Annotated in this window: 13 protein-coding genes and 2 tRNA genes; 14 read left to right on the top strand and 1 reads right to left on the bottom strand. The window is 59.4% G+C overall.

Going from position 1 to position 21330, the window contains the following annotated elements; all coding sequences use genetic code 11:
* Window positions 1–184: 184 nt before the first annotated feature.
* The 6 genes from GTO91_RS07790 to dnaB all read left to right on the top strand — a co-directional run bounded on the left by GTO91_RS07790 (window position 185) and on the right by dnaB (window position 11550).
* On the top strand, window positions 185–4162 hold the full coding sequence (locus GTO91_RS07790) for an Ig-like domain-containing protein (protein WP_235919339.1): 3978 nt from the start codon (window positions 185–187) through the stop codon (window positions 4160–4162).
* Window positions 4163–4337: 175 nt separating this feature from the next.
* A complete protein-coding gene (locus GTO91_RS07785; RefSeq protein WP_161257364.1) occupies window positions 4338–5309 on the top strand; it encodes a YybS family protein in 972 nt (323 codons plus the stop codon).
* Window positions 5310–5332: 23 nt separating this feature from the next.
* Window positions 5333–7339, top strand: coding sequence for a DHH family phosphoesterase (locus GTO91_RS07780; protein ID WP_161257361.1), 2007 nt, complete (start codon window positions 5333–5335; stop codon window positions 7337–7339).
* A 152-nt stretch (window positions 7340–7491) separates the two neighbouring features.
* On the top strand, window positions 7492–7938 hold the full coding sequence (gene rplI / locus GTO91_RS07775; protein ID WP_161257358.1) for a 50S ribosomal protein L9: 447 nt from the start codon (window positions 7492–7494) through the stop codon (window positions 7936–7938).
* A gap of 105 nt (window positions 7939–8043) precedes the next feature.
* Window positions 8044–10071: a Lon family ATP-dependent protease gene (lonC, locus tag GTO91_RS07770; RefSeq protein WP_161257355.1), complete on the top strand. Its 2028-nt coding sequence runs from the start codon at window positions 8044–8046 to the stop codon at window positions 10069–10071.
* A gap of 144 nt (window positions 10072–10215) precedes the next feature.
* Window positions 10216–11550, top strand: a complete 1335-nt coding sequence (dnaB, locus tag GTO91_RS07765) for a replicative DNA helicase (protein ID WP_161257353.1) — start codon at window positions 10216–10218, stop codon at window positions 11548–11550.
* Window positions 11551–11602: 52 nt separating this feature from the next.
* Here dnaB and GTO91_RS07760 read toward each other — a convergent pair whose 3' ends face one another.
* Window positions 11603–12208 (bottom strand): beta-class carbonic anhydrase, encoded by a 606-nt coding sequence (locus GTO91_RS07760; protein ID WP_161257349.1) that lies wholly within the window; start codon window positions 12206–12208, stop codon window positions 11603–11605.
* Between the two features lie 580 nt (window positions 12209–12788).
* Here GTO91_RS07760 and GTO91_RS07755 point away from each other — a divergent pair.
* The 8 genes from GTO91_RS07755 to GTO91_RS07720 all read left to right on the top strand — a co-directional run bounded on the left by GTO91_RS07755 (window position 12789) and on the right by GTO91_RS07720 (window position 21318).
* Window positions 12789–14072, top strand: a complete 1284-nt coding sequence (locus GTO91_RS07755) for an adenylosuccinate synthase (RefSeq protein WP_161257346.1) — start codon at window positions 12789–12791, stop codon at window positions 14070–14072.
* Between the two features lie 247 nt (window positions 14073–14319).
* Window positions 14320–14395 (top strand) — tRNA-Glu (locus tag GTO91_RS07750).
* Between the two features lie 55 nt (window positions 14396–14450).
* A tRNA-Asp gene (locus GTO91_RS07745) sits at window positions 14451–14527 on the top strand.
* A 173-nt stretch (window positions 14528–14700) separates the two neighbouring features.
* Window positions 14701–15486 carry a prolipoprotein diacylglyceryl transferase gene (lgt, locus tag GTO91_RS07740; RefSeq protein WP_161257343.1) on the top strand — a complete coding sequence of 262 codons (786 nt, stop codon included), beginning with the start codon at window positions 14701–14703 and terminating at the stop codon, window positions 15484–15486.
* A 218-nt stretch (window positions 15487–15704) separates the two neighbouring features.
* The gene (gene scfA, locus GTO91_RS07735) at window positions 15705–15848 is read left to right on the top strand and encodes a six-cysteine ranthipeptide SCIFF (RefSeq protein ID WP_012282115.1); all 144 of its coding nucleotides are present in this window, start codon (window positions 15705–15707) and stop codon (window positions 15846–15848) included.
* 111 nt (window positions 15849–15959) lie between these two features.
* Window positions 15960–17462, top strand: coding sequence for a thioether cross-link-forming SCIFF peptide maturase (gene scfB, locus GTO91_RS07730; RefSeq protein ID WP_235919318.1), 1503 nt, complete (start codon window positions 15960–15962; stop codon window positions 17460–17462).
* Window positions 17463–17551: 89 nt separating this feature from the next.
* Complete coding sequence (locus tag GTO91_RS07725) at window positions 17552–19687, top strand: molybdopterin-containing oxidoreductase family protein (protein WP_161257340.1); 2136 nt, start codon at window positions 17552–17554, stop codon at window positions 19685–19687.
* A gap of 233 nt (window positions 19688–19920) precedes the next feature.
* Window positions 19921–21318 carry a M23 family metallopeptidase gene (locus GTO91_RS07720; protein WP_161257337.1) on the top strand — a complete coding sequence of 466 codons (1398 nt, stop codon included), beginning with the start codon at window positions 19921–19923 and terminating at the stop codon, window positions 21316–21318.
* Window positions 21319–21330: the final 12 nt, after the last annotated feature.

The following is a 21330-nucleotide window of genomic DNA, read 5'->3' as shown; positions in this document are numbered from 1 at the left end:
TGCAACATCCTGATTCAAAACCTGACTCCAGCGTATATCCTCTGCGGGGTTGCTGTCAAATCAAATGAGCGGGCATAAATTGTCGAATGCCCGCGAATTTTTTGCCATTATTGTTGATGTGATGGAAACGACAATAGTATGATAAAGGCAATGAAAAAGGCCGGGAGAGTGATTTGTCGTGAAAATGAAAAAGATTTTTCCCCTGACCTGTATGCTTGCTTTTCTTATAACGCTGACAACAACCTCTCTTGGCTTATGTCCAGCAGCCTTTGCCCTGGAAGGCGCAGAATTGCCGTCCGGTTACAGGGCATCCCAACCGGCAAAGCCCAACGGGCAGATCATCGTTCAAGTGAAAAAGAGCGAAGGATGGGAGGAGGCCGCCGCTCTCCCTTTTGACAAGCACCTGCGGGAAGCCGTGGCGGATCTTTCGGCGCTTCTGCCCGGTGACAACCGACCGGTTTCCCTTCGCCTCACAAAACAAGGCGGCGGCGCGGCGCATCTGGACGCCGTGTTGCTGGGCGATGCCCCGCCGTCATCCACAGACTCGGCCAACACCCTGGCCTTAAAAAAGTTGACCGGCAAGGACTTTGATGTGATCGACATCGGCGAAAAGGGTCTGGAACTGACTTTCCCCGCCGGAAGGGTTGATGGAATTATCGCCGTCAGCGCCAGGATCGAAACGCCCACCATCAGCGACGTGCCCTTTCACTTCCCCTTGGAAAACACGTACCGGCAAATCACTGGAGAATCATCCTTTTATTCTTACCGTCTTGATTCGGCAACGGCCCGTTTGTCAGTGGATGGCGATATCAGCGAGACAAAAGATCGATCGCCCTTTATGAAAGAGCGCGTCGTGCCCGGCTCCGGTCACCCGGCCGGCGACACCTACGCTTGGGTGATGAACGATGAAGAGAACCTTTATATTGCGATGGACTTTACCCCCGACAACACGATGGACGGGAACAAGGATTACGCCAAGGTATATGTAAAAACGGGTAGTGCGGTAAAGGAATTCAAGGTGTCCGTGCCGGAAACGAAGTGGGGCTCGCCCGGCTTTACCTATACCGATGCAGTCGGGTATCAGCACAAGGTGTACGAGTTTGCCCTTCCCTTGTCCGAACTGGGCGTCAGCCAGGAACAAGCGGATATTCAACTGGCCTTTGCGGCCTATGGCACGGCCACACCCGGAGACCGGATGCCGGTAACCGCCTATGACCCGGACAGGAACCGGTTCCTCAGTGTCTATTACAATTTTGGCAACGGGAGTAAGGTTTACGGAGAATTTATCAATGCCCAGGGTGTGGATGGCGAAGCTTTTGAAATCGGTGAAATGAACGACTACGGCAGCTTGGAAGATGAGCCGCTAACAGTCGCTTACGGTGTGTATGGTATCGATACCCCCTGTTATCTGGCTGTATGGAAAAAATATATTTATGATGGAAGCACCTGGCGCGATGTGGTTTTCGGCCAATTTCTCCGTGCCGACGATGGTTTGCTCCTCGGTGACGGAATTATTTTAGCCGATACGGATGCCGTTCCAAGCGGTCAACATCCGTCTGTCGCTTATGATTCCGTGAACAAAAGGTACCTAATCGTGTGGGAGGATTATCGTTATCCCCAGACGGGGGATCGGACTCATAACATCTACGGGCAGCTATTGAACGCCGACGGCACACTGAATGGGAGCAACTTTATCATCAGCGAAAACGGTTCCGCCGAACAATATGACCCCTTTGTCGCCTTTGACAGTGGCAACGTAAAATACCTTGTCCTCTGGCAGGATTTCCGAAGTATGAATTACAACGATATTTACGGCCAATTCGTAAATCCTGACGGAAGCCTTTTTTACGTTAACGGGCTCAATGATAATTTTGTCATCGCGAACGCTGGGGTAAACAAATACGACCCCGTAACGGTCTTTGACAACAGGAATAACAGGTTCCTGGCAGCCTGGGAACAGGGCGCACCCGGTTATAGAGATATCTATGGCAAACTGCTCACCTTGGCAGGCGCCAGTCTTACCCTGTCAGCAGACTTGCCGATCTCGACAGCGGCAGGCAATCAGGGCAACCCGTCCATTGCCTTTAATGAATCGGAAGAGCAGTTCCTGGCGGTCTGGAGCGACGATAGGAACAGCTATGATACAAATATGGATGTGTACGCCCAACGGGTGAACGCAGACGGGTCGCTCTATCCCGACACCGGCGACAGCGCCGCGAACGTGGCCATTGCAACAAGCGCTGCCAGAGAGAACGGAGCATGGGTTTCCGCCAACTGGCGAGAAAATGATTTTCTTGTTGCTTTTACGAATTCAGGTTCAAATCCGTACTACCTAACCTATAACGTATACCCGCCTCCGTCACCGGATTTTACGATAGAACGGGTCAGTGTGGGCAGTAATGATTCTGAAACGAATGCAGAGAGCCGATTTCCCACAATAAGCGCCGATGGCCGCTATGTTGCGTTCTCATCGGGAGCGGGAAACTTGCCGGGGGCTTCCTCGCCTTTTACTCAAATCTACGTGAAAGACAAACAAACCGGCGAGGTCACATTGATAAGCGTCAATACCCAGGGCGCCCCGGCCAATGGGCAAAGCGCCGTTGGATCTATCAGTGCTGACGGAAAATTTGTCGCCTTTGAATCATATGCCAGCGATTTGGTTCCTGGCGACACAAATGGGACATACGATATATTTGTTCGCGACCTGGTTTCCGGCACAACTGAGCGGGTCAGTGTCCACAGCAACGGCGCAGAGGGAAGCGGTGCGAGTACACGGCCTTCGATAAGCGGCGATGGGCGTTACGTCGTTTTTGAATCGATCTCGAGCAATCTGGTAGACAACGACACCAACTACACCCCTGACAGAGATATTTTTATACACGATAGGGTGACACACAGCACAAAGCGCCTCAGTGTCGATAGCTATGGAAATCAGGTGTTCGGTGACTGCAACAGTCCCTATATAAGCCAGAACGGCAAGTTCGTGGTGTTTGCTTCAATGGCCGCAAACTTTCTGCCTAGCGATACCGATACTAAGAAAGACATCTTCCTTATCGATCTGGAAACCGGCAGCTTTAGCATGGTTAGCGTCTCCAGTAGCAGCGTCAAGGGAAATGACACAAGCGACCACCCCTCTGTAAGCAACGACGGCCGTTTTATTGTGTTTGAGTCGGTTGCCGACAACCTGGTGGAAAACGACAACAACCATGAAAGAGATATTTTCCTCCGGGATACAGTGAACAACCAGACCACCCGGGTCAGCCTGTCCAGCGCGGGGCAGGAAGGAACCGCGCTCAAGCCGAGTGAGATGGCGCACATCAGCGCCGATGGCCGATATGTTGTCTTCTCGTCCTACGCGGACAACCTTGTGGACAACGATACCAACGGAGAATACGATGTTTTCTTGCACGAATTGGCATCTGGGGAAACAACAAGGCTAAGCCTTTCCGGAGAGGGTCAAGAAGGCAATCAGGAAAGCTGGAGGCCCTTCATCAGTTCCAATGGCCGTTACGTGGTCTTTGAATCCCTGGCCGGCAATCTGGTTAACGGCGACACGAACCAAGTCTTTGACATATTTACTGTGGACAGGGGTGTCGACGAGGGAAATCTCACGCTGAAGGCGGTCACGCTCGATTCCTATGCCTACAGGATAGACGTAAACCAAACGCATCAGACTATGGTGACAGCGATGTACATAGACGGGACGCATGGGGATATCTCGAGTAACGCCGTCACCGTATATACATCCTCCAACCCTTCGGTCGCGTCCGTCGATGCCACCGGCAAGGTGACCGCCCATAGCCAAGGGACGGCGGTCATCCGGGTTGAGCATGGCGGAAAAAAGGCGACGGCCTTTGTCGCCATCGGGCCTGCCCGCGCGTACAACTACGAGATCAATCCCGGAAACGTTTCCGTCTCGGAAGGCCACATCGATGTGTCCATTGTTGTGGCCGGGACTGGCCCGGCAAAGGCGCTCTTTACCCTTCTGGAGGACGGGGTCCCTGTTGCCGCGTCGACACAAGCGGTTAATGGAAGCGGAACCGTCAATGCGTCTTTTGGTCAGTACCAGGAAGACCGGGCCTATCTGGTGCGTGTCCTCATATGGGATTCCGCTGAAACCATGAAGGCGCTGGCTTGGCCAAAGATGATTCCCATTCCCTGAACCGCCTTCGAAGCTGATGAAACAAATCGTTGGGTAAACCAAGGGTGAATGTGGCAAAATACCCGATGTATACACATGGAACAACCAGGGGGAGCAACATCGCTCCCCTTTTTGTCGCAGGATGGGGCAGGAAATTCCCGCGCCATCCCCGAATTGTCCTTATTGAGGTGAGAGAATGCCAATTCGAGGAATGATGGAGGGGGCAATGCTGGCTGCCTTGACGGCCGTGTTGGCCCTTTTGGGCGTATTCATCGTCCCCCTGTCCCTGGTGACCAACCTGATCTGGACCATCCCCATCGTCGTGGCCATCGCGCGGAACGGCTGGACGGTCGGGGTGCTGACCCTGGCGGCGGCCACCGTTGTCATCGCCTTGACGGCCGGTTTTTCGACGGCGCTGATCCTGCTGATCCAGTTCGGCGGTCTGGGGCTCGTCTACGGGATCGCCTTTCGCTACGGCTGGTCGACGATCCGGGCCTTCCTGGCCGGCGTGCTCACGGTCGCCCTGTCCTTCGCAGCTTTCCTGGCCCTCTTCTTTGTCCTGACCGGTCTGACGGTGGAGACGCTGCTCCAGCAAGCGGACGCGACGGTCAACGCCGTCATCGAGATGTACCGCAGCGCCGGGCTCTTTGAGAAGTACGGCGAGCAGGGCGTCACCGAAGAGAGCATGCGCGCCCAGTTCGCTGCAATCATCCAGTTCCTGAAGCTGATGTTCCCGAGCATCCTTGTCAGTTACGCCATGATGACGGCGGCGACGAATCTGCTCCTCTCCCGCTGGATGCTCCGGCGCATCGGGCAGCCGGTCACTGCCCAGCGCCCCTTTCGGGAGTGGAGGCTCCCCTGGGAGGCGGTCTGGGTGGTCATCGCCGGCCTTGCCGCCGCCCTGGCCGGCGACTACTGGGAGATCCCGCTGTTGGGGACGGCGGGGATCAACCTCCTCTACATCTGCTACCCCGTCCTGCTCGTCCTCGGTTTCTCCGTCTTCGCCTACCTGCTCAACAAATACGTCCTGTCTCCCTTCGTCCTCTCCATCGTGGCCGTGTTGATTTTTCTGTTCCCTACCTTGGCGCTCACCTTTATCGCCACCGTGGGCCTCTTCGATCTGGTCTTTGATTACCGCGCCAAGATGGACAAATTCCAGGGCGCTTGACGCGCCGGATGGGGGAAGAGGCTATGCTTCCCGGTATGAAAAGGCGCTTTTCCTTTTGGTTGTTGGCCCTTCCGGCTGTGGTCGGCGCCGGGCTGCTTGTCGCCATTCTCGCCCCGGTCCATCGCGGCGTCGCGGGGGCAATGGCGGCGCTTCTGGTGGCTGTGCTGTTTTTCGCCGTCGAGTCTGCCTATCGCTGGCGGCAACAGGCAGAAGAACGACTCAGCCGCCTCCAGGAACAGTTCGAAGCGTCGGGGGCCAACCTGCTGGCCCACCTGCCCTTGGGGCTCGTCTACATCGACAGCAACGGCGCCCTCTTGTGGCACAACCCCGAGTTTGCCCGCATGCTCGGTCGCGAGGGCTACCGTTTCAAAGGGAAACTGCGCAGCCACCTGCCGGAGCTGCACTTTAAGAAAAACTCCGGTTTTTCGGAACTGGTCGCCAGCCGCCTCGTCATCCGAGACCGGCAGATCAAGGTCACTCTGCGCATCGGCCCGGAAGAGGGCCGGCGTCTGCTCGCCTTGGACGATGTGACCGACTACGAACAGCGGGCGGCCCGGGAGGACGGTCCCGTTATTGGCCTTTGCATCATCGACAACTTCGATGAGGCTGTGGCGCCGCTGGAAGACGAAAACAAATTCGCCCTTTCCGCCGAGATCGACAAACTGCTCAACGAGTGGGCCATGGGCTTTGAGGGTTTCATCCGCAAGGTGGCGGAGGACCGCTATGTGCTGCTCATGACCGGTTCGGGTTTGCGGCTCTGCCAGGCCCACAACTTCGATGTCCTCGACCGCATCCGTTCGATCCGCTTGGAAAACCGCATCGCCGTCACCCTCAGCATCGGCCTCGGTGTCGGCGAGGATTCGATGGCCGATCTGGGCCGGCTGGCCCGCACCGGCGTCGACCTGGCCATGGAGCGGGGCGGCGATCAGGTGGTCGTCAAGTCTGCCGATCGGGTCTACTTCTACGGCGGCAACACGGAAGCCGTTGAAAAGCGCACCCGCGTGCGCGCACGCGTGGTGGCCAAATCGCTGCGCAACCTGATCCTGGCCGCCGACAACGTAGTCATCCTCGGCCATGAATACGCCGACTTAGACGCCGCCGGCGCGGCCCTCGGCCTCTCCCGCGCTGTCGTCGCCCTCGGCAGACCGGTCTCCGTCGTTCTCGACACCCGCGGCGGCGCCCTCGACCGGCTGATGCCCTATGTGCAGGCCAACGCAGATCTAGCCAAAACCCTTGTCAGTGTGGAAGCGGCGCCGGATCATGTGAACGCACGGACGCTGCTGGTCGTCGTAGACACCCACAAACCGTCCCTGCTGCCGGACCGAACCCTCCTCGATCGGGCCGGGGAGATCGTCATCATCGACCATCACCGGCGGGGCGAGGAGTTTATCGACAAAAACAGCCTCGTCTACCTGGAGGCGTACGCGTCGTCGACCTGTGAACTGGTGGCCGAGATCCTCCAGTACCTCAAGGAAGATCTGGAACTGGGCAAGACCGCCGCTTCGGCGCTCCTGGCCGGCATCACCGTCGACACGAAGCACTTTGTTTTCATGACCGGGGCGAGGACCTATGAGGCGGCCTCCTACCTGCGGCGCTCCGGCGCCGACCCGCAACTGGTGCAGTCGCTCCTGCGCGACCCCATGGAGACGGTCGTCCGCCGGGCGGCCATCATCGGCGGCGCCGAGGTTCACTTCGGCCATATCGCCATCGGCGTTCAGGAGGAAGCGGCGCCGCGGGCTACCGTCATCTCGGCCCAGGCGGCCGATGAACTGCTGGAGGTCGAAGGGATCCAAGCCTCTTTTGTCCTGCGGCCCTATCCGAAGGGGACAGCCGTTTCCGCTCGTTCCCAGGGGGACATTAACGTCCATGCCATCCTGGAGCGGCTCGGCGGCGGCGGCCACCTGACCATCGCCGGCGCGCAACTGGCGGGGCTCAGCCTGCCCGAGGCGAAGGAAAAACTCTTGACCGCCATCGGCGAGTACCTGGAACAGCAAAAAGAGCAAAAAGCCCTCGCTGCCGCTCCTGTGTAATGCAGCCGATGACATTTACCGAAATGGATGATCTCTATAGCGATGTTTACACAGATGCGATACATTTAAAGCAGGACAGATTTGTAACATGTAATGCCACGAAAGCTACGATGTTCAAACGGATTTTTAACGATTTTTGAGGAGGTACGAAGATGAAAGTCATCTTGCAACAAGATGTGAAAAACCTCGGTAAAAAAGGCGACATTGTCGATGTCGCCGAAGGATATGGCCGCAACTATGTGCTGCCGCGGGGCCTCGCCATTGAAGCGACGCCGGTGAACCTGAAAAACCTGGAACGGCTGAAAGCCAACGAGGCGAAGAAAAAAGAGCAGGAACTGATGGACGCCAAGGAACTGGGCGCCAAGCTCTCCGGCATCACCGTCAAGGTCCGCTCAAAAGCCGGCGAGGGCAGCCGCCTCTTCGGCGCTGTGACGAACAAGGAGATCGCCGAGACGGTGGAAAAGCAGTTTGGCCTCAAGGTGGACAAGCGCAAATATGAATTAAAGCAACCGATCAAAACGCTGGGGGTTTACCCCATCACCGTTAAAATTCACCCTGCCGTTTCTGCGGAACTAAAAGTCGAGGTCGTCAGCGAATAACTATCCTGTGGCCTCATCCCATTTTCCCTGCGCCACCGTTCCCCGACGGCCCTACGGGCCGACCCGGGAGGTTTTTTTTCGCAGGAAGGAGCAACAACACTATTCATGAAAAAAATCATGGAGACTTTGAACCGGACGCGGCTGAGCCAATTGATCAGCCGCCGTTCCGATGAGGATTTGCTGGCCCGCCAGGTGGACGCGCTCTTCGGCACCCTTTCTGACATCTACGGCGCCGACAAGCTGGTGCTGCGGGCGAGCAAGCTCGAGATCCTGCCGCTGATGCGCTCCAATCAACTGGAGGAGCGCGTCTGGGCCTTGCAGCGCCTCGTCCTGCACGGCCCGGCGCCGCAGAAGCCGCCGGCGGCCAAGGAGATCCCCGAAATCCTCAATGAGATCGAAGACGAGATCGCCGGCATTATCGCCCGGCGCTCCGTCGAGGACAAGCTGGAAAAGCTCGTGGCCGACAAGATGCAGGAGCGCCACGAGGAGTACATGCGTGAGATCAAGATGCAGGTGCTGAAGGAGACAGGCGGGCCCGAGAACGCCCAGACGCTCAAGCGCCTGGCCCAGTTGGAGAAGATGAACAACGTCACCCTGGCCCGTTCGGCCATGGAGATGCTGCGTCCCCAACAGTTGAACGAGGTGGTGGGTCAGGAGCGCGCCGTCCAGGCCATCCTCTCCAAGCTGGCCTCTCCCTATCCCCAGCACATCCTCTGTTACGGCCCGCCCGGCGTCGGCAAGACGACGGCGGCCCGCCTGGCCTTCCAGGCGGCCAAGAGTCGCACCGTCACCCCCTTCCCGGACGAGGCGCCCTTTGTCGAGGTGGACGGCACCACCCTGCGCTGGGACCCCCGCGAGGTGACCAACCCGCTCTTGGGCTCTGTCCATGACCCGATCTACCAGGGCGCCCGCCGCGACCTGGCCGACACGGGCATCCCGGAGCCGAAACTGGGCCTGGTTAGCGAGGCCCACAGCGGCGTCCTCTTCATCGACGAGATCGGCGAGATGGACCCCATGCTGCTCAACAAACTGCTCAAGGTCCTCGAAGACAAGCGCGTCAGCTTTGACTCGGCCTACTATGACCCCCTCGACCCGAACGTGCCCCAGTGGATCAAAAAGATCTTCGACGAAGGCGCCCCGGCTGATTTCATCCTCGTCGGCGCCACCACCCGCGGCCCCGGCGAGCTCAACCCGGCCCTGCGCTCCCGCTGCGCCGAAATCTTTTTCGAACCCCTCACACCGGCCGATATCAAAGACATCATCGAAAACGCCGGCCAGCGCCTCGAGGTCAGCCTCGAAGCGGGTGTGGCCGACCTGATCGCCGAATACACCATCGAAGGCCGCAAGGCCGTCAACCTCCTGGCTGACGCTTACGGCTTGGCTCTCTTTCGCCGCGAGGAGACGGAGGGGCTGGAAAAAGAGGCTCACTCCAAGGCAGGCAGTACGGAAAGTTCCAAGTCCGGCGCGATGACCAGCGACGGGAAAGCCCCCATAATCGGCGTCACCTGCGACGACGTCCTCGAAGTCCTGCGCACCGCCCGCCTCAGCCCCTATGTGACCCGTAAGGGAGAACACAAGGCGGAAACGGGCCGCATCTTCGGCCTTGGCGTCGCCGGTTTCGTCGGTTCTGTCCTGGAGATCGAAGCGGTCGCCTTCCCCGCCAACGGCGAGGGCAAGGGCCACATCCGCTTCAACGATACGGCCGGCAGCATGGCCAAAGACTCCGTCTTCAACGCCGCCTCCGTCTTCCGCCGCCTGTCCGGCAAGGAACTGGCCGACTTCGACCTCCATGTCAACGTCGTCGGCGGCGGGAACATCGACGGCCCCTCCGCCGGTTTGGCCATATTCCTTTCCGTCTACTCGGCCATCCAGGAGATCCCCCTCTGGCAGGACGTGGCCGTCACCGGCGAGATCTCCCTGCGCGGCGGCGTCAAAGCCGTCGGCGGGATTTTCGAAAAGATCTACGGCGCCCGCCAGGCCGGCATCCGCCGCGTGCTCATCCCGAAGGAAAACGAGAAGGATGTCCCCTCGGGGTTGACCGGCATCGAGGTGATCCCGGTGGAGACCGTTGACGAGGCCTTGGCCCTGATCCAGTCAGGTCCCGCGATCGTCTCAGCAGAACAGGCGTCTTAAATGAAAAACCCGGGCGGAAACGGCCCGGGTTTGCCCGCTTATTTCCGCGTTGTCCTGTCTTCTGGTTAGCCGGCTTGCCGCTTTTGTCCCGCAAGTTACGCTTTGTTCTACCGTTTGCGTGCGGAGGGAGTACATAAAAACGCCATGAGCACCCTTTTTGACCGCCTGCCCCCTCAAAACATCGAAGCCGAACAGTCGGTGCTGGGCGCCATGCTCCTCGACGCCGACGCCGTGTACAAGGCGACAGAACTCTTAAAGCCGGAGGACTTCTACAAGGAAGCCCATCAGACCGTCTTCCGGACGCTGGTGACCCTCTCCCAGCGGGGCGAGGCCGTCGACCTGGTCACACTGACGGAGGAGCTCCGTCAGACGGGGAGCTTGGAGCGCGTCGGCAGCATCCCCTACCTGATCGAACTGGGAAACGTGGTGCCGACGGCGGCCAACGTGGAGCACTACGCCAAAATCGTCGCGGAAAAATCCTTGCTCCGCCAGATCATCCGCGCCTCCACGAAGATCACCCAGAAGGGCTACGAAGCCACGGAAGAAGTGGACCAACTGCTCGACGAGGCCGAGCAGGCCTTTTTGGATATTGCCCAGCGCCAGGCCCGCGACGGCATGGTCCCTTTGCGGGACGTGCTCGTGGCCACATTGGACCACATCGAGCACCTCTACAACCGCAAGGGCGATGTGACCGGCGTGGCGACCCACTTCCGCGAACTGGACCGGATGACATCGGGCTTGCAGCCTTCGGACCTGATCATCGTCGCCGCCCGCCCCGCCATGGGGAAGACGGCCTTCTGCCTGAACATCGCCCAGAACGCCGCTGTCCGGGACAAGGTGCCCGTCGCCGTCTTCAGCCTGGAAATGTCGCGGGAACAACTGGTCCAGCGGATGCTCTCCTCAGAGGCGCTCATCGACCAGCAGCGGTTGCGCACGGGCGCGCTGACCGAACAGGATTGGGACACGCTGACCAACGCCATCACCCCCCTGTCAGACGCGCCCATCTACATCGACGACACGGCCGGCATCACCGTCATGGAGATGCGGGCCAAGTGCCGGCGGCTGAAGACGGAAAAAAACCTGGGGCTCATCGTCATCGACTACCTGCAGTTGATGCAGGGCGGCGGCAGCCGGCGCTCGGAGAACCGGCAGCAGGAGATCTCCGAGATCTCCCGATCCTTAAAAGCCCTGGCCCGCGAGCTGAGCGTGCCGGTCGTGGCCCTCTCCCAGCTCTCCCGTTCGGTGGAGCAGACGACCGACAAGAAGCCAAACCTGAGCCACCTGCGCGAATCGGGCGCCCTCGAACAAGACGCCGACATGGTCATGTTCATCTACCGCGAGGAGTACTACATACCGGATACGGAGAAAAAAGGCATCGCCGAGATCATCATCGCCAAGCACCGTAACGGCCCCGTCGGCTCGGTGGAACTGGGCTTTTTGAAGGAGTTCACCAAGTTCGTCAACCGGGATTACCGGTAGGATGCGAAAAACGGGCCAACCCTCTGCGGGCGGCCCGTTTTATCTCTTTCGTTTACTCGGATATGACGGAAGTCTCCTTGTATTGCGCTACCGCCTCGTAGCCGTTCACCAGGATCTCGATCTCTCCCGTATGGGGGTCAAACATGAGGCCGTGGACCGGCACATCCTTCGGGATCAGGGGATTGGTCCGGATGCGGAGGACCACCTCCTGCACGTTTTCACAGGGGTGGTGGAACCGATCGACCCAGGACTCCAGTTCATCTTCCACCATGTGCAGCGCATCAGGCGAGATGCCGCGGGCGAGCATTTTTGCCTTGAGCCCTTCGGCTGTTGTGTTTGAAAGTCCGCAATCCTTGTGCCCGATGACCATGACCTCTTCCACGCCCAGTTCGAAGACGGCCACGACGAGACTGCGGATCGTGGCCTCAAAGGGACCGGTCACCGAATTGCCGGCGTTTTTGATGACTTTGGCTTCGCCGCGACGGATGCCCATGGCGGGTTCAAGAAAATCGACGAGCCGTGTATCCATGCAGGTGAAAACAGCCAAGCCCCGGCTGGGCGTTTTTGCCACGGGAGCGCAGTCGGGATGGACGAACTCATCGGGTAAGCGGCGCATGAATTCACGGTTTGCGGCGAGGATTTGATCTAATCGGCTCATTGTGCAACTCCTTTACCCTGTACCGATTTCTCACCCAGTACGAAAAATCTCTGTATAATTCGCTTTTCTTATTGATAATCCTTCTGCCGGTCCCGGTAAGTCGTCAGATTCGCTTGAAGTGCCTCGGGGCAGCCCGCGCCGGGTTTTATGGGAGCGCCAACAATGCGAATATTCGTTCTATTGCCGAGGTTGCCGCGCTGGTGCTTCTTGACTTGCATCGGTGATATTTGGTAACATAGATAGGGCTAACCCCTTGCGTGCGCAAGGGGATTTTGATGGAAACTGTGGCCTTGCCACAGTTTTTTATTGCCCGGGGATACTATAAGTGGCTGGCGCGTATCGAGGGTTTACTCACTCCGCACTTTATAGTATGGTGTAGTAGTGAAGTACCGGGGGGGCGCACCACAACGCCATAACGTGTTCAGCGCCGGTCGTTCCTACGGCGGTTCATCACATGCGTTCATCCAGGAGGTTACTCAGAAGGAAATCTAGATGTTCATCCAGCCGTTCATAAAGCCCTTCGGTCGCTCGAACGATCAGGAGGCTTTTGATAAATCGATAAGAGATGGGGGTACCGGGTATGTCATCGGTCGTAGTCGTCGGCGCCCAGTGGGGCGACGAAGGGAAAGGCAAGATTACCGACTTTCTGGCCCAAAAAGCAGACCTTGTCGCGCGCTACCAGGGGGGGAACAACGCGGGACATACAGTGGTCGTCAAGGGCAAGGAGTTCAAGCTCCACCTGATCCCTTCGGGTATCCTCTACCCCGATAAAACCTGTATCATCGGCAACGGCGTCGTCATCGACCCCGGCGTGCTGATTGAGGAACTCAAGTACCTGGAAGGCGAGGGCATTTCCGCCGATAACCTGCGCATCTCCGGACGCGCCCACGTGATCATGCCCTACCACCGCCGCCTCGACGAGGTTGAGGAAGAGCGCCGCGGCGCCAATAAAATCGGGACGACCAAGCGGGGCATCGGCCCCTGTTACGTCGACAAAATTGCCCGGGTGGGCATCCGCATGGCCGACCTGCTGGATCCGGAGGAGTTCCGGGCCAGACTGGAGCAGAACGTGACCGCCAAAAACGAGCTCTTTGAAAAGATCTACGGCGTCGAGGGTTTCGACGCGCAGGCGATCTTTGACGAATACCGCGCCTATGCCGAACGGCTTCAAGCCTACATCACCGACACATCGGTCCTCCTTGACGACGCCCGCAAGGAAGGCAAAAACATCCTCTTTGAAGGCGCCCAGGGGACTCTGCTGGACATCGACCATGGCACCTACCCCTTCGTCACCTCGTCCCATCCCATCGGCGGCGGCGCCACCGTCGGCTCCGGCGTCGGTCCGACGACGATCAACAAGGTCCTCGGCGTCGTCAAAGCCTACACGACCCGCGTCGGCGAGGGGCCCTTCCCGACGGAACTGAACGACGAGACAGGCGACCTGATCCGCAAAGCCGGCCATGAGTTCGGCACCACCACCGGACGTCCCCGCCGTTGCGGCTGGTTTGACGCCGTCATCATGCGCTACTCCGTCCGTGTCAGCGGCCTGACCTGCATGGCTGTCACCAAGCTGGATGTTCTCGATCAACTGCCGGTGATCAAGATCTGTGTCGGCTACCGCTATCAGGACGAGGTCATCACCCATTTCCCTGAGAGCTTGAAGAAGCTGGCCCAGTGTGAACCGGTCTATGAAGAGATGCCCGGTTGGATGAGCGACACGACCGGTTGCCGCACCCTGGAAGAACTGCCGGAAAAGGCACGCCTCTACGTAAAGCGCCTGGAAGAGCTCTGCGGATGCCCCGCGTCAATCCTGGCTGTCGGTCCCGACCGCGAACAGACGATCGAACTGGAAGACGCTTTTTAGCCGATTTCCTCCGTGTGATGTTGAACAGGGCCGCCCCAAGGTAAGCGAGGGGCGGCCCTGTTTTTGGCCGCCCTGTGTCTGTGGCCGCCTCTTTTTAACCGAAAATTCATATAAAAGAACTATTCATAACTTGCGCGCAAAGTATTGACAGGGAATAATGTCATCAGTATACTTCATACTTGGTAAGCGTCCTTTACGCAATGGCCGACCGGACAAAGGGTGGTCAAAGGTAGAGGCGCCGGCAAGGGGCCCGTTGGTCAAGCGGTCTAAGACACCGCCCTTTCACGGCGGTTACAGGGGTTCGAATCCCCTACGGGTCACCATCTTTTTCTCTTTGAGCACTTCATGGTTGGCATGAGGCGCTTATGGGTAGTATAGGGAGCAGTGGTGTAGAGGCCTAACATGCCAGCCTGTCACGCTGGAGATCGCGGGTTCGAATCCCGTCTGCTCCGCCATACATTCGCTTTTAAAGGGCTCGTTTTCAGTTTTTAACTGGGGGCGGGTTCTTTTCTTATGTCCCCTTTCCTTGACTTTTGCGGAGAACGGGGTATTCTAGTAGAAGAAGATGGAAGAAAAATCCCCGTCTCATCAATCGGTGATTCAATCACTCCTTAAGGAGGCTCTTGACTTGCCCGATCCGATCGCCTTTTATATCGGCACCCACCCGATCCACTGGTACGGGATCCTGATCAGCAGCGCCTTGCTCATCGGCACGCTCGTGGCGCAGCGAGAGACGGTGCGACAGGGGATCGACCCTGACTTTCTCTACAACCTGATCCTGTACGCCACGCCCTTGGCGCTGATCGGCGCGCGCGCCTATTACGTCATCTTCAACTGGAAGTACTACGCCAATGACCTGAGCGAGGTGGTGGCCATCTGGCACGGCGGCCTCGGGATATTTGGCGCCCTGATCGTCGCCTTTGCCTTCGGCTGGTATTACACGCGCAAACATGGCGTATCTTTTTGGCAGATAGCCGACATCGCTGCACCGTCGATCATCCTCGGCCAGGCCATTGGCCGCTGGGGAAACTTTTTTAACCAGGAGGCCTACGGCTACCCGACCGATCTCCCCTGGGCGATGATGATCGCCGGGGAGATGCGGCACCCGACCTTCCTCTACGAGTCGATCTGGGACATCATCGGCTTCCTCCTGCTGCTTGTCCTGCGCCGCCGCCCCTGGATGCGCCGGGGCGAGGTGTTCCTCTTCTACCTCGCCTATTACTCCTTCGGGCGCTTCTGGATCGAGGGACTGCGCATGGATTCGGAGATGGTCGGCGACTTCCGGCTGCCCCAGATTCTGAGCCTGGCATGGATGCTCTTTGCCGTCGCGCTCTATTACTACCGGCGGAAAAAGGGATACGCAGACGAGCCGGCCACGCCGGAGCGGGCGGCTTTGGACGCCCATAAGGGCTGAAAAAGGATAGCCTCGGCCATGCCTGACCGTCTGAACGAACGTCTCACCGACAGCCTGGCCGACCCGAAAAAGCCTACTTTTGACGCTAAAAAGCGATGAAATCGGAAAAAGCCGCCCATAGAGGCGGCAGGCTTTACCGGAAGGCTTTACCCTGACAGTGGAAAGTGCTATAATACCAACGGATTTTTGGCAAGGGAAGGACAAGGGGGGAATAATCTGTGAGCAAGCACATCGTCACTGTGCAGAAAGGCGCTCTGCAGGCGACGGCGCAAACCGGCGGCTGCGGCGAATGCCAGACCTCCTGCCAATCGGCCTGCAAGACCTCCTGTACCGTAGGGAACCAGGTTTGCCAGAAAGGCTAAGGTCGAATCGCCATATAAGACCGAAAAACCCTCTATTCGCGACCTGAACCGGATAGAGGGTTTTTTCTTCTTTCCTGAATGACGATAATAGTAAAGGTTGATGATGAAATCATGACAAACCAGCCCGCTTCCCCCTGGTGGTCCGACCTGGCCGGCTACGATTTTTCCGCGCACCTGTTTACCTTTGCCCATGGCGATGTGGCCTTTTGCTATGATGTGAACTCCAACTCGCTGCACCGCCTCGATGAGACGGCGCGGCGGGTGATCGAGGCGCTCGCAGCCGCGCAGGGCGACGGATCCGCTGCGCGGGAGACCCTTGTGCGCGATGCCGGGATGGACGGGGACACCGTGGACGAGGTGCTGGCCGAACTGGGTGAACTGAAGGCGGCGGGCCTGCTCTTTACCGGTGATCCGCTGGCGGAAGGCTATGCGCGCCGGAAAGAAACGGGGGAGGTTCTCCCTGGCGGTTCCTCTCCGGAAGAAAGGGCCGCCACTGCCGTTGCCGCCCCCTTCACTGACCCTGTCGTCAAAGCCCTCTGCCTGCATGTGGCCCACGACTGCAACCTGCGCTGCGGCTACTGTTTCGCTGGGACAGGCCCCTTCGGCGGCGACCGCAGCCTCATGCCGGCTGAGACGGGCAAACAGGCTATCGATTTCCTGCTCGCTCACTCGCAGGGGCGTAATCATGTGGAGATCGACTTCTTCGGCGGCGAGCCCTTGCTCAACTTTGACGTCGTCAAGGAACTGGTCGCCTACGCCAAGCAGCGATCCGCCGAAGAGGGGAAAATCCTCAAGCTCACTTTGACGACAAACGGGCTGCTGCTCGACGACGAAACGGGCCGCTACCTCAACGAGGAGGGGCTGTCGGTCGTCCTTTCCCTCGACGGCCGCCGCGAGGTTCATGACCGCATGCGGCCCTATGTGGACGGCTCCGGCTCCTATGACGACGTGGCCGCCAACCTGCTCGCTTTTGTCCAATCGCGGGGCGGCGAGGATTACTATGTGCGGGGGACCTTCACCGGACACAACCCCGACTTTGCCGCTGACGCCCTGCACATCCACGACCTCGGATTCTGCCACATCTCGGTGGAACCGGTGGTGGCCCCGCCGGACGTGGACTACGCCCTTCAGCAAGAACATATCGAACACATGGACGAGCAGTACCGCATCCTGGCCGAGGAGATCATCCGCCGCAGACAAGCGGGGCAGCCCTTGAACTTTTTCCACTTCAACCTTGACCTGGCCCACGGTCCTTGCCTGGCCAAGCGCCTCTCCGGCTGTGGCGCCGGTTTTGAATACATGGCCGTTGCCCCTAACGGCGACCTCTATCCCTGCCACCAGTTTGTGGGCCGGGAAGACTACCGCCTCGGCAATGTGGCGACCGGGCTGACCGGCCAAGCCATCGCCCGCGCCTTCGCCGACGCCCATGTCTACCACAAGGAAGGTTGTCCCACCTGCTGGGCCCGCTTCCTCTGCTCCGGCGGCTGCCATGCCAACAACGAGGCAGCGTCGGGCGACCTGCACATCCCGGCGGCGATGAGTTGCCACCTGGCGAAGATGCGCCTGAAATGGGCGCTTTACGCCCAGGCCATGGCGGCTACGCCGGAAGCGTGATTGGTGAAGACGCCGCTGCGTTGTGTCGCCCCAGGGGTGTCCCCCTGGGGAAAACCTGACCGAATCAAGCCCGAGAGGGGAACCCGACCATGAGACGGACCGCCTTATCCGCCTGTCCCTTACACTGTTACGACCTCTGCGCTTTCTGCGTTCAACTGGAGGGCGATCAGATCGTCGACATCACCGGAAACGCCGAACACCCGGTGACGAAGGGTTTTGTCTGCTCCCGCGCACAGGGGCTGATCGAGCGCCACAACAGCCCGGACCGGATCCTCTCGCCCATGGCGCGCGAGGGCAGCCAGTGGCGGCGGATTACCTGGGAAGCGGCGCTGGATCAGATCGCCCGGCGGCTGGTCGATGCGCTCGAAGGCGGCGGACCGGCGGCGATTATGCATATCGACGGCGCCGGTTCCACCGGCGCGCTCAAGGGGCTGGGCCATCGTTTTTTCAACGCCCTCGGCGGCGTCACCCGCATGGAGGGGCTTGCTGTGCGCGACCGGGGACGGGCCGCCATGCGGGCCGATTTCGGTGAGGCGGCCTCACCGGCCTGGAGCGACCTCACCCGATCGAGGACCATCTTCCTCTGGGGACGCAATCCGGCGGCGACCAACCTGCACCTGATCCCTTACCTTCAGGAGGCGCGGGAAAAGGGCGCCACCGTGGTCACCATCAACCCTGTCCGCCTGGCCGTCGAAGGCCTGGCAGACGAGCAGATTGCCATCCGGCCCGGCGCCGATGTCCTGCTGGCCTTGAGCATGGCCCACGTCATCCTGGAAGAGCGGCGCTGGCGCGGCGACTTCGTTTCGGCTCACGTCAGCGGTTTTGCTTCCTACGCCGAGGCCGTGTCCCACTTTTCGCCGGAACAGACGGCGGAGGAGGTCGGCCTTGACGCGGAAACGATCCGCCGACTCGCGCGGTTGTATGCAAAGGAGCGACCAGCGTCGATCGTCCTCGGCGCCGGGGTCTTGCGCTACCGGGAGGGATATCTGGCGGTGCGCGCCATTGACGCCTTGGCCGCCATCACCGGTCAACTGGGCATCGCCGGCGGGGGCATCCACCTGGCCAGCGACCGCCATGAGATCGGGCGCTCTGTCGCAGGAGACGATGACGCGCATCGAGTGGCCTCCCCATGCGCCCAAGGCGCCACCCGAATCCCCGCCCGCAACCTGGCCGAGGAAGTCCTGCGGCGAAAAAGGGCCGGCAGTCCCGCAGAACCGCCCATCGAGGTAGCCGTCATCCACAGCGCCAACCCGGTCAGCCAGATGCCAAATATGCAGCGGGCGATCGAGGCCTTTCACGCCATCCCCTTCAAGGTGGCCATCGATTTTACCCTGACTGATACGAGCCGGCACGCTGACATCCTGCTGCCGGCAGCCACCTCTTTTGAGGAAAGCGATCTCTTTGTCTCTGCCTATAACGATTACATCCACTACCAGCCGGCGCTCGTGCCGCCGCGCGGGCAGGTCTGGCCGGAACACCGCATCTGGGGTGAACTGTCCCGGCGGATGTGCGCCTTACAAACGGCCCAAGGAACGGGCCAATCGCCGGCTCAGCAGGGAGAGGGAGCGCCGGGCTGGCGGAGCTTGCTCTGCGCCGATGAGGCATTCTGGGCGTCAACGCCCGATGCATGGCTGGAGGGGATCCTGCAACCCTTTGGCGTCAGCCTCGCCGATTGGACTGGCGGCGGGCCGCGACCCAATCCAGGGTTACAGGTCGTCCCTTTCCGGGAGGGCTCTTTTTCCACAGCCTCAGGCAAAGCGGAACTGGCCGGAGAGGTTGAATTCAAACCGCTGCTAGACCGGCGCAAGGTGGTGCCTGTTCATCACGGGCAAGACCGGCGGGGTGAGGAGGACTTCCGGCTGATTTTTGTTCATCGTCCCGGACGCCACAACTCCCAGTTGTGGGAACTCGACAACGGCGATGATGGGGCGGACCTGGCTCTGCACACGGAAGACCTCAGGGAATTGAACCTGCGCCCCGGCGATGATGTGGTCGCCGAAACGGAACGGGGAAGCATGGTCCTGTCTGTGCGCGCCGATGACGGCGTGCCCCGCCGTTGCGCCGTCCTTTCCAGCGGAAAGCCCTTACACGACGGCGGAGGCGTCAATCTACTGACTGACGCCTCCGAGAATTCGACTTTTCACGATATGAATGATCCGGGTTTCGCGGTGAACGACACCTTTTGCCAGCTTCGTAAAATCGCTCTAGCCGAAAGAATCCGGTAGCCACAATGGAGAAATCCCTGATAGAACCGACAATCGGGAAATTTCAGGGTTTCCTCGACAACCTTTCCCATGTTATAATGTTGACGGGTTTTGTGAGGCGGAATATAAAGACAGCAAATGCCAATTATCACAAAACCGACGAGTGAGATCGGGCGTCAGCGGTTCGCCTTCGGCGGCGGACCCATTAACATTATAGCCTCGGCAGCTTGTCAGGGGTGGGAAAGGGGGCGCAAATGTCCAAGAAGGATTTCTTAGTGGACAAACTCGCCTGGTTCCAGGAAAAATGGACCGAATTCCGCACCAAGTCATTCGGCGAAGGAACGACTCAAGGCAATGACAGCAACAGGCTGAACGCGCTTCGTGTGAAACTAGACGAGATCAAACTGGAGATCCAATCGATCGATCTCCAAAACTGGCGGGAGAGCAAAGGGCTTGTCTACGTGGCCCAGGGAGCCGGGGCGCTCCTGCTGGTCGGCGCCATCACAGCGGCGGCCTTCAACGGAACACCGGCGCCTACGCAACCGGCTAACCCGTCCGGTATCGTGGTCAAGGCCAACGGCATGGTCGACGCCTGCCGGATCGTGATCGACGGACGCCCCGAGTTGGTCGTCGCTAACCGCGAACAGGCCGAACAAGTGGTCAAAGACACGATCAACTTCTTCTCTTACGGACAAATCGGCGAAGGCGTCGAACTGATCGATGTGAAAGTGAAGCAGCAGGTCGCCTACGAGAACGCGGAAGTGCCGCCCGATCAGGTCATTCCCAGCGATCAAGCGAAAAAGATGCTCGCCGAAGGCAAAGGCGAGAAGATCCGCTATGTCGTCCAAAAAGGGGACACCCTCTGGAGCGTGGCCGTCAAAAACGGCATGAGCTGGAACGAACTGCGCAAAGCGAACGCCCAACTGGTCAACGAAAACAAATTAAAAATCGGCCAGGAGATCAACCTCACCCGGCCGGTCCATTACCTCAACGTGGTCAGTACATACAAGGTCGTCAAGGAAGAAGACGTTCCCTATCCGACGAAAGTCGAGCGGGACAACAACATGCGCCCTGGCGCTGTGAAGGTCAAACAGGAAGGCGCCAACGGCAAAAAGATCGCCACCTATGTCATCAGCAAAGAGAACAACTACCAGTTCGATGAGGAACTGAAGGAAGAGAAAACGTTGAAGAGCCCCGTCCAACGGGTTGAGGTTCGCGGCGACCGTGTGATGGTAGCCTCCCGCGGTAGCAGCAGAAGCGCCGGCGGCAGCTACAGCGGCGGCGGCGGCGGAACCCTCTCCTGGCCCATCGGCGGCCGGCGGATCACCTCTCCCTTCGGCTACCGGGGCCGCGAGTTTCACACCGGGATGGACATCGACGCCAATACGGGCGATCCCGTCTATTCTGCCGATGACGGCGTAGTCACCTTCGCCGGTTGGGCCGGCGGCTACGGCAAGTGCATCCTCGTCGACCACGGCGGCATCACCACCCGCTACGCCCACCTCTCCCAACTGTACGTCGGTGAAGGCCAGACCGTCAGCCGGGGTGCCAACATCGGCGCAGCCGGATCGACAGGCCGCTCTTACGGCAGCCACCTGCACTTCGAGGTCATCGACGGCGGGGTGCGCAACCCCATGGCCTACCTGAAGTAAGCCAAGCCGGTC

Origin of the sequence: Heliomicrobium undosum (genome assembly GCF_009877425.1) — a bacterium.
GTDB lineage: Bacteria > Bacillota > Desulfitobacteriia > Heliobacteriales > Heliobacteriaceae > Heliomicrobium > Heliomicrobium undosum.
Note: the sequence above shows the minus strand (reverse complement) of the source record. Positions and strands in the feature narration are given on the sequence as shown.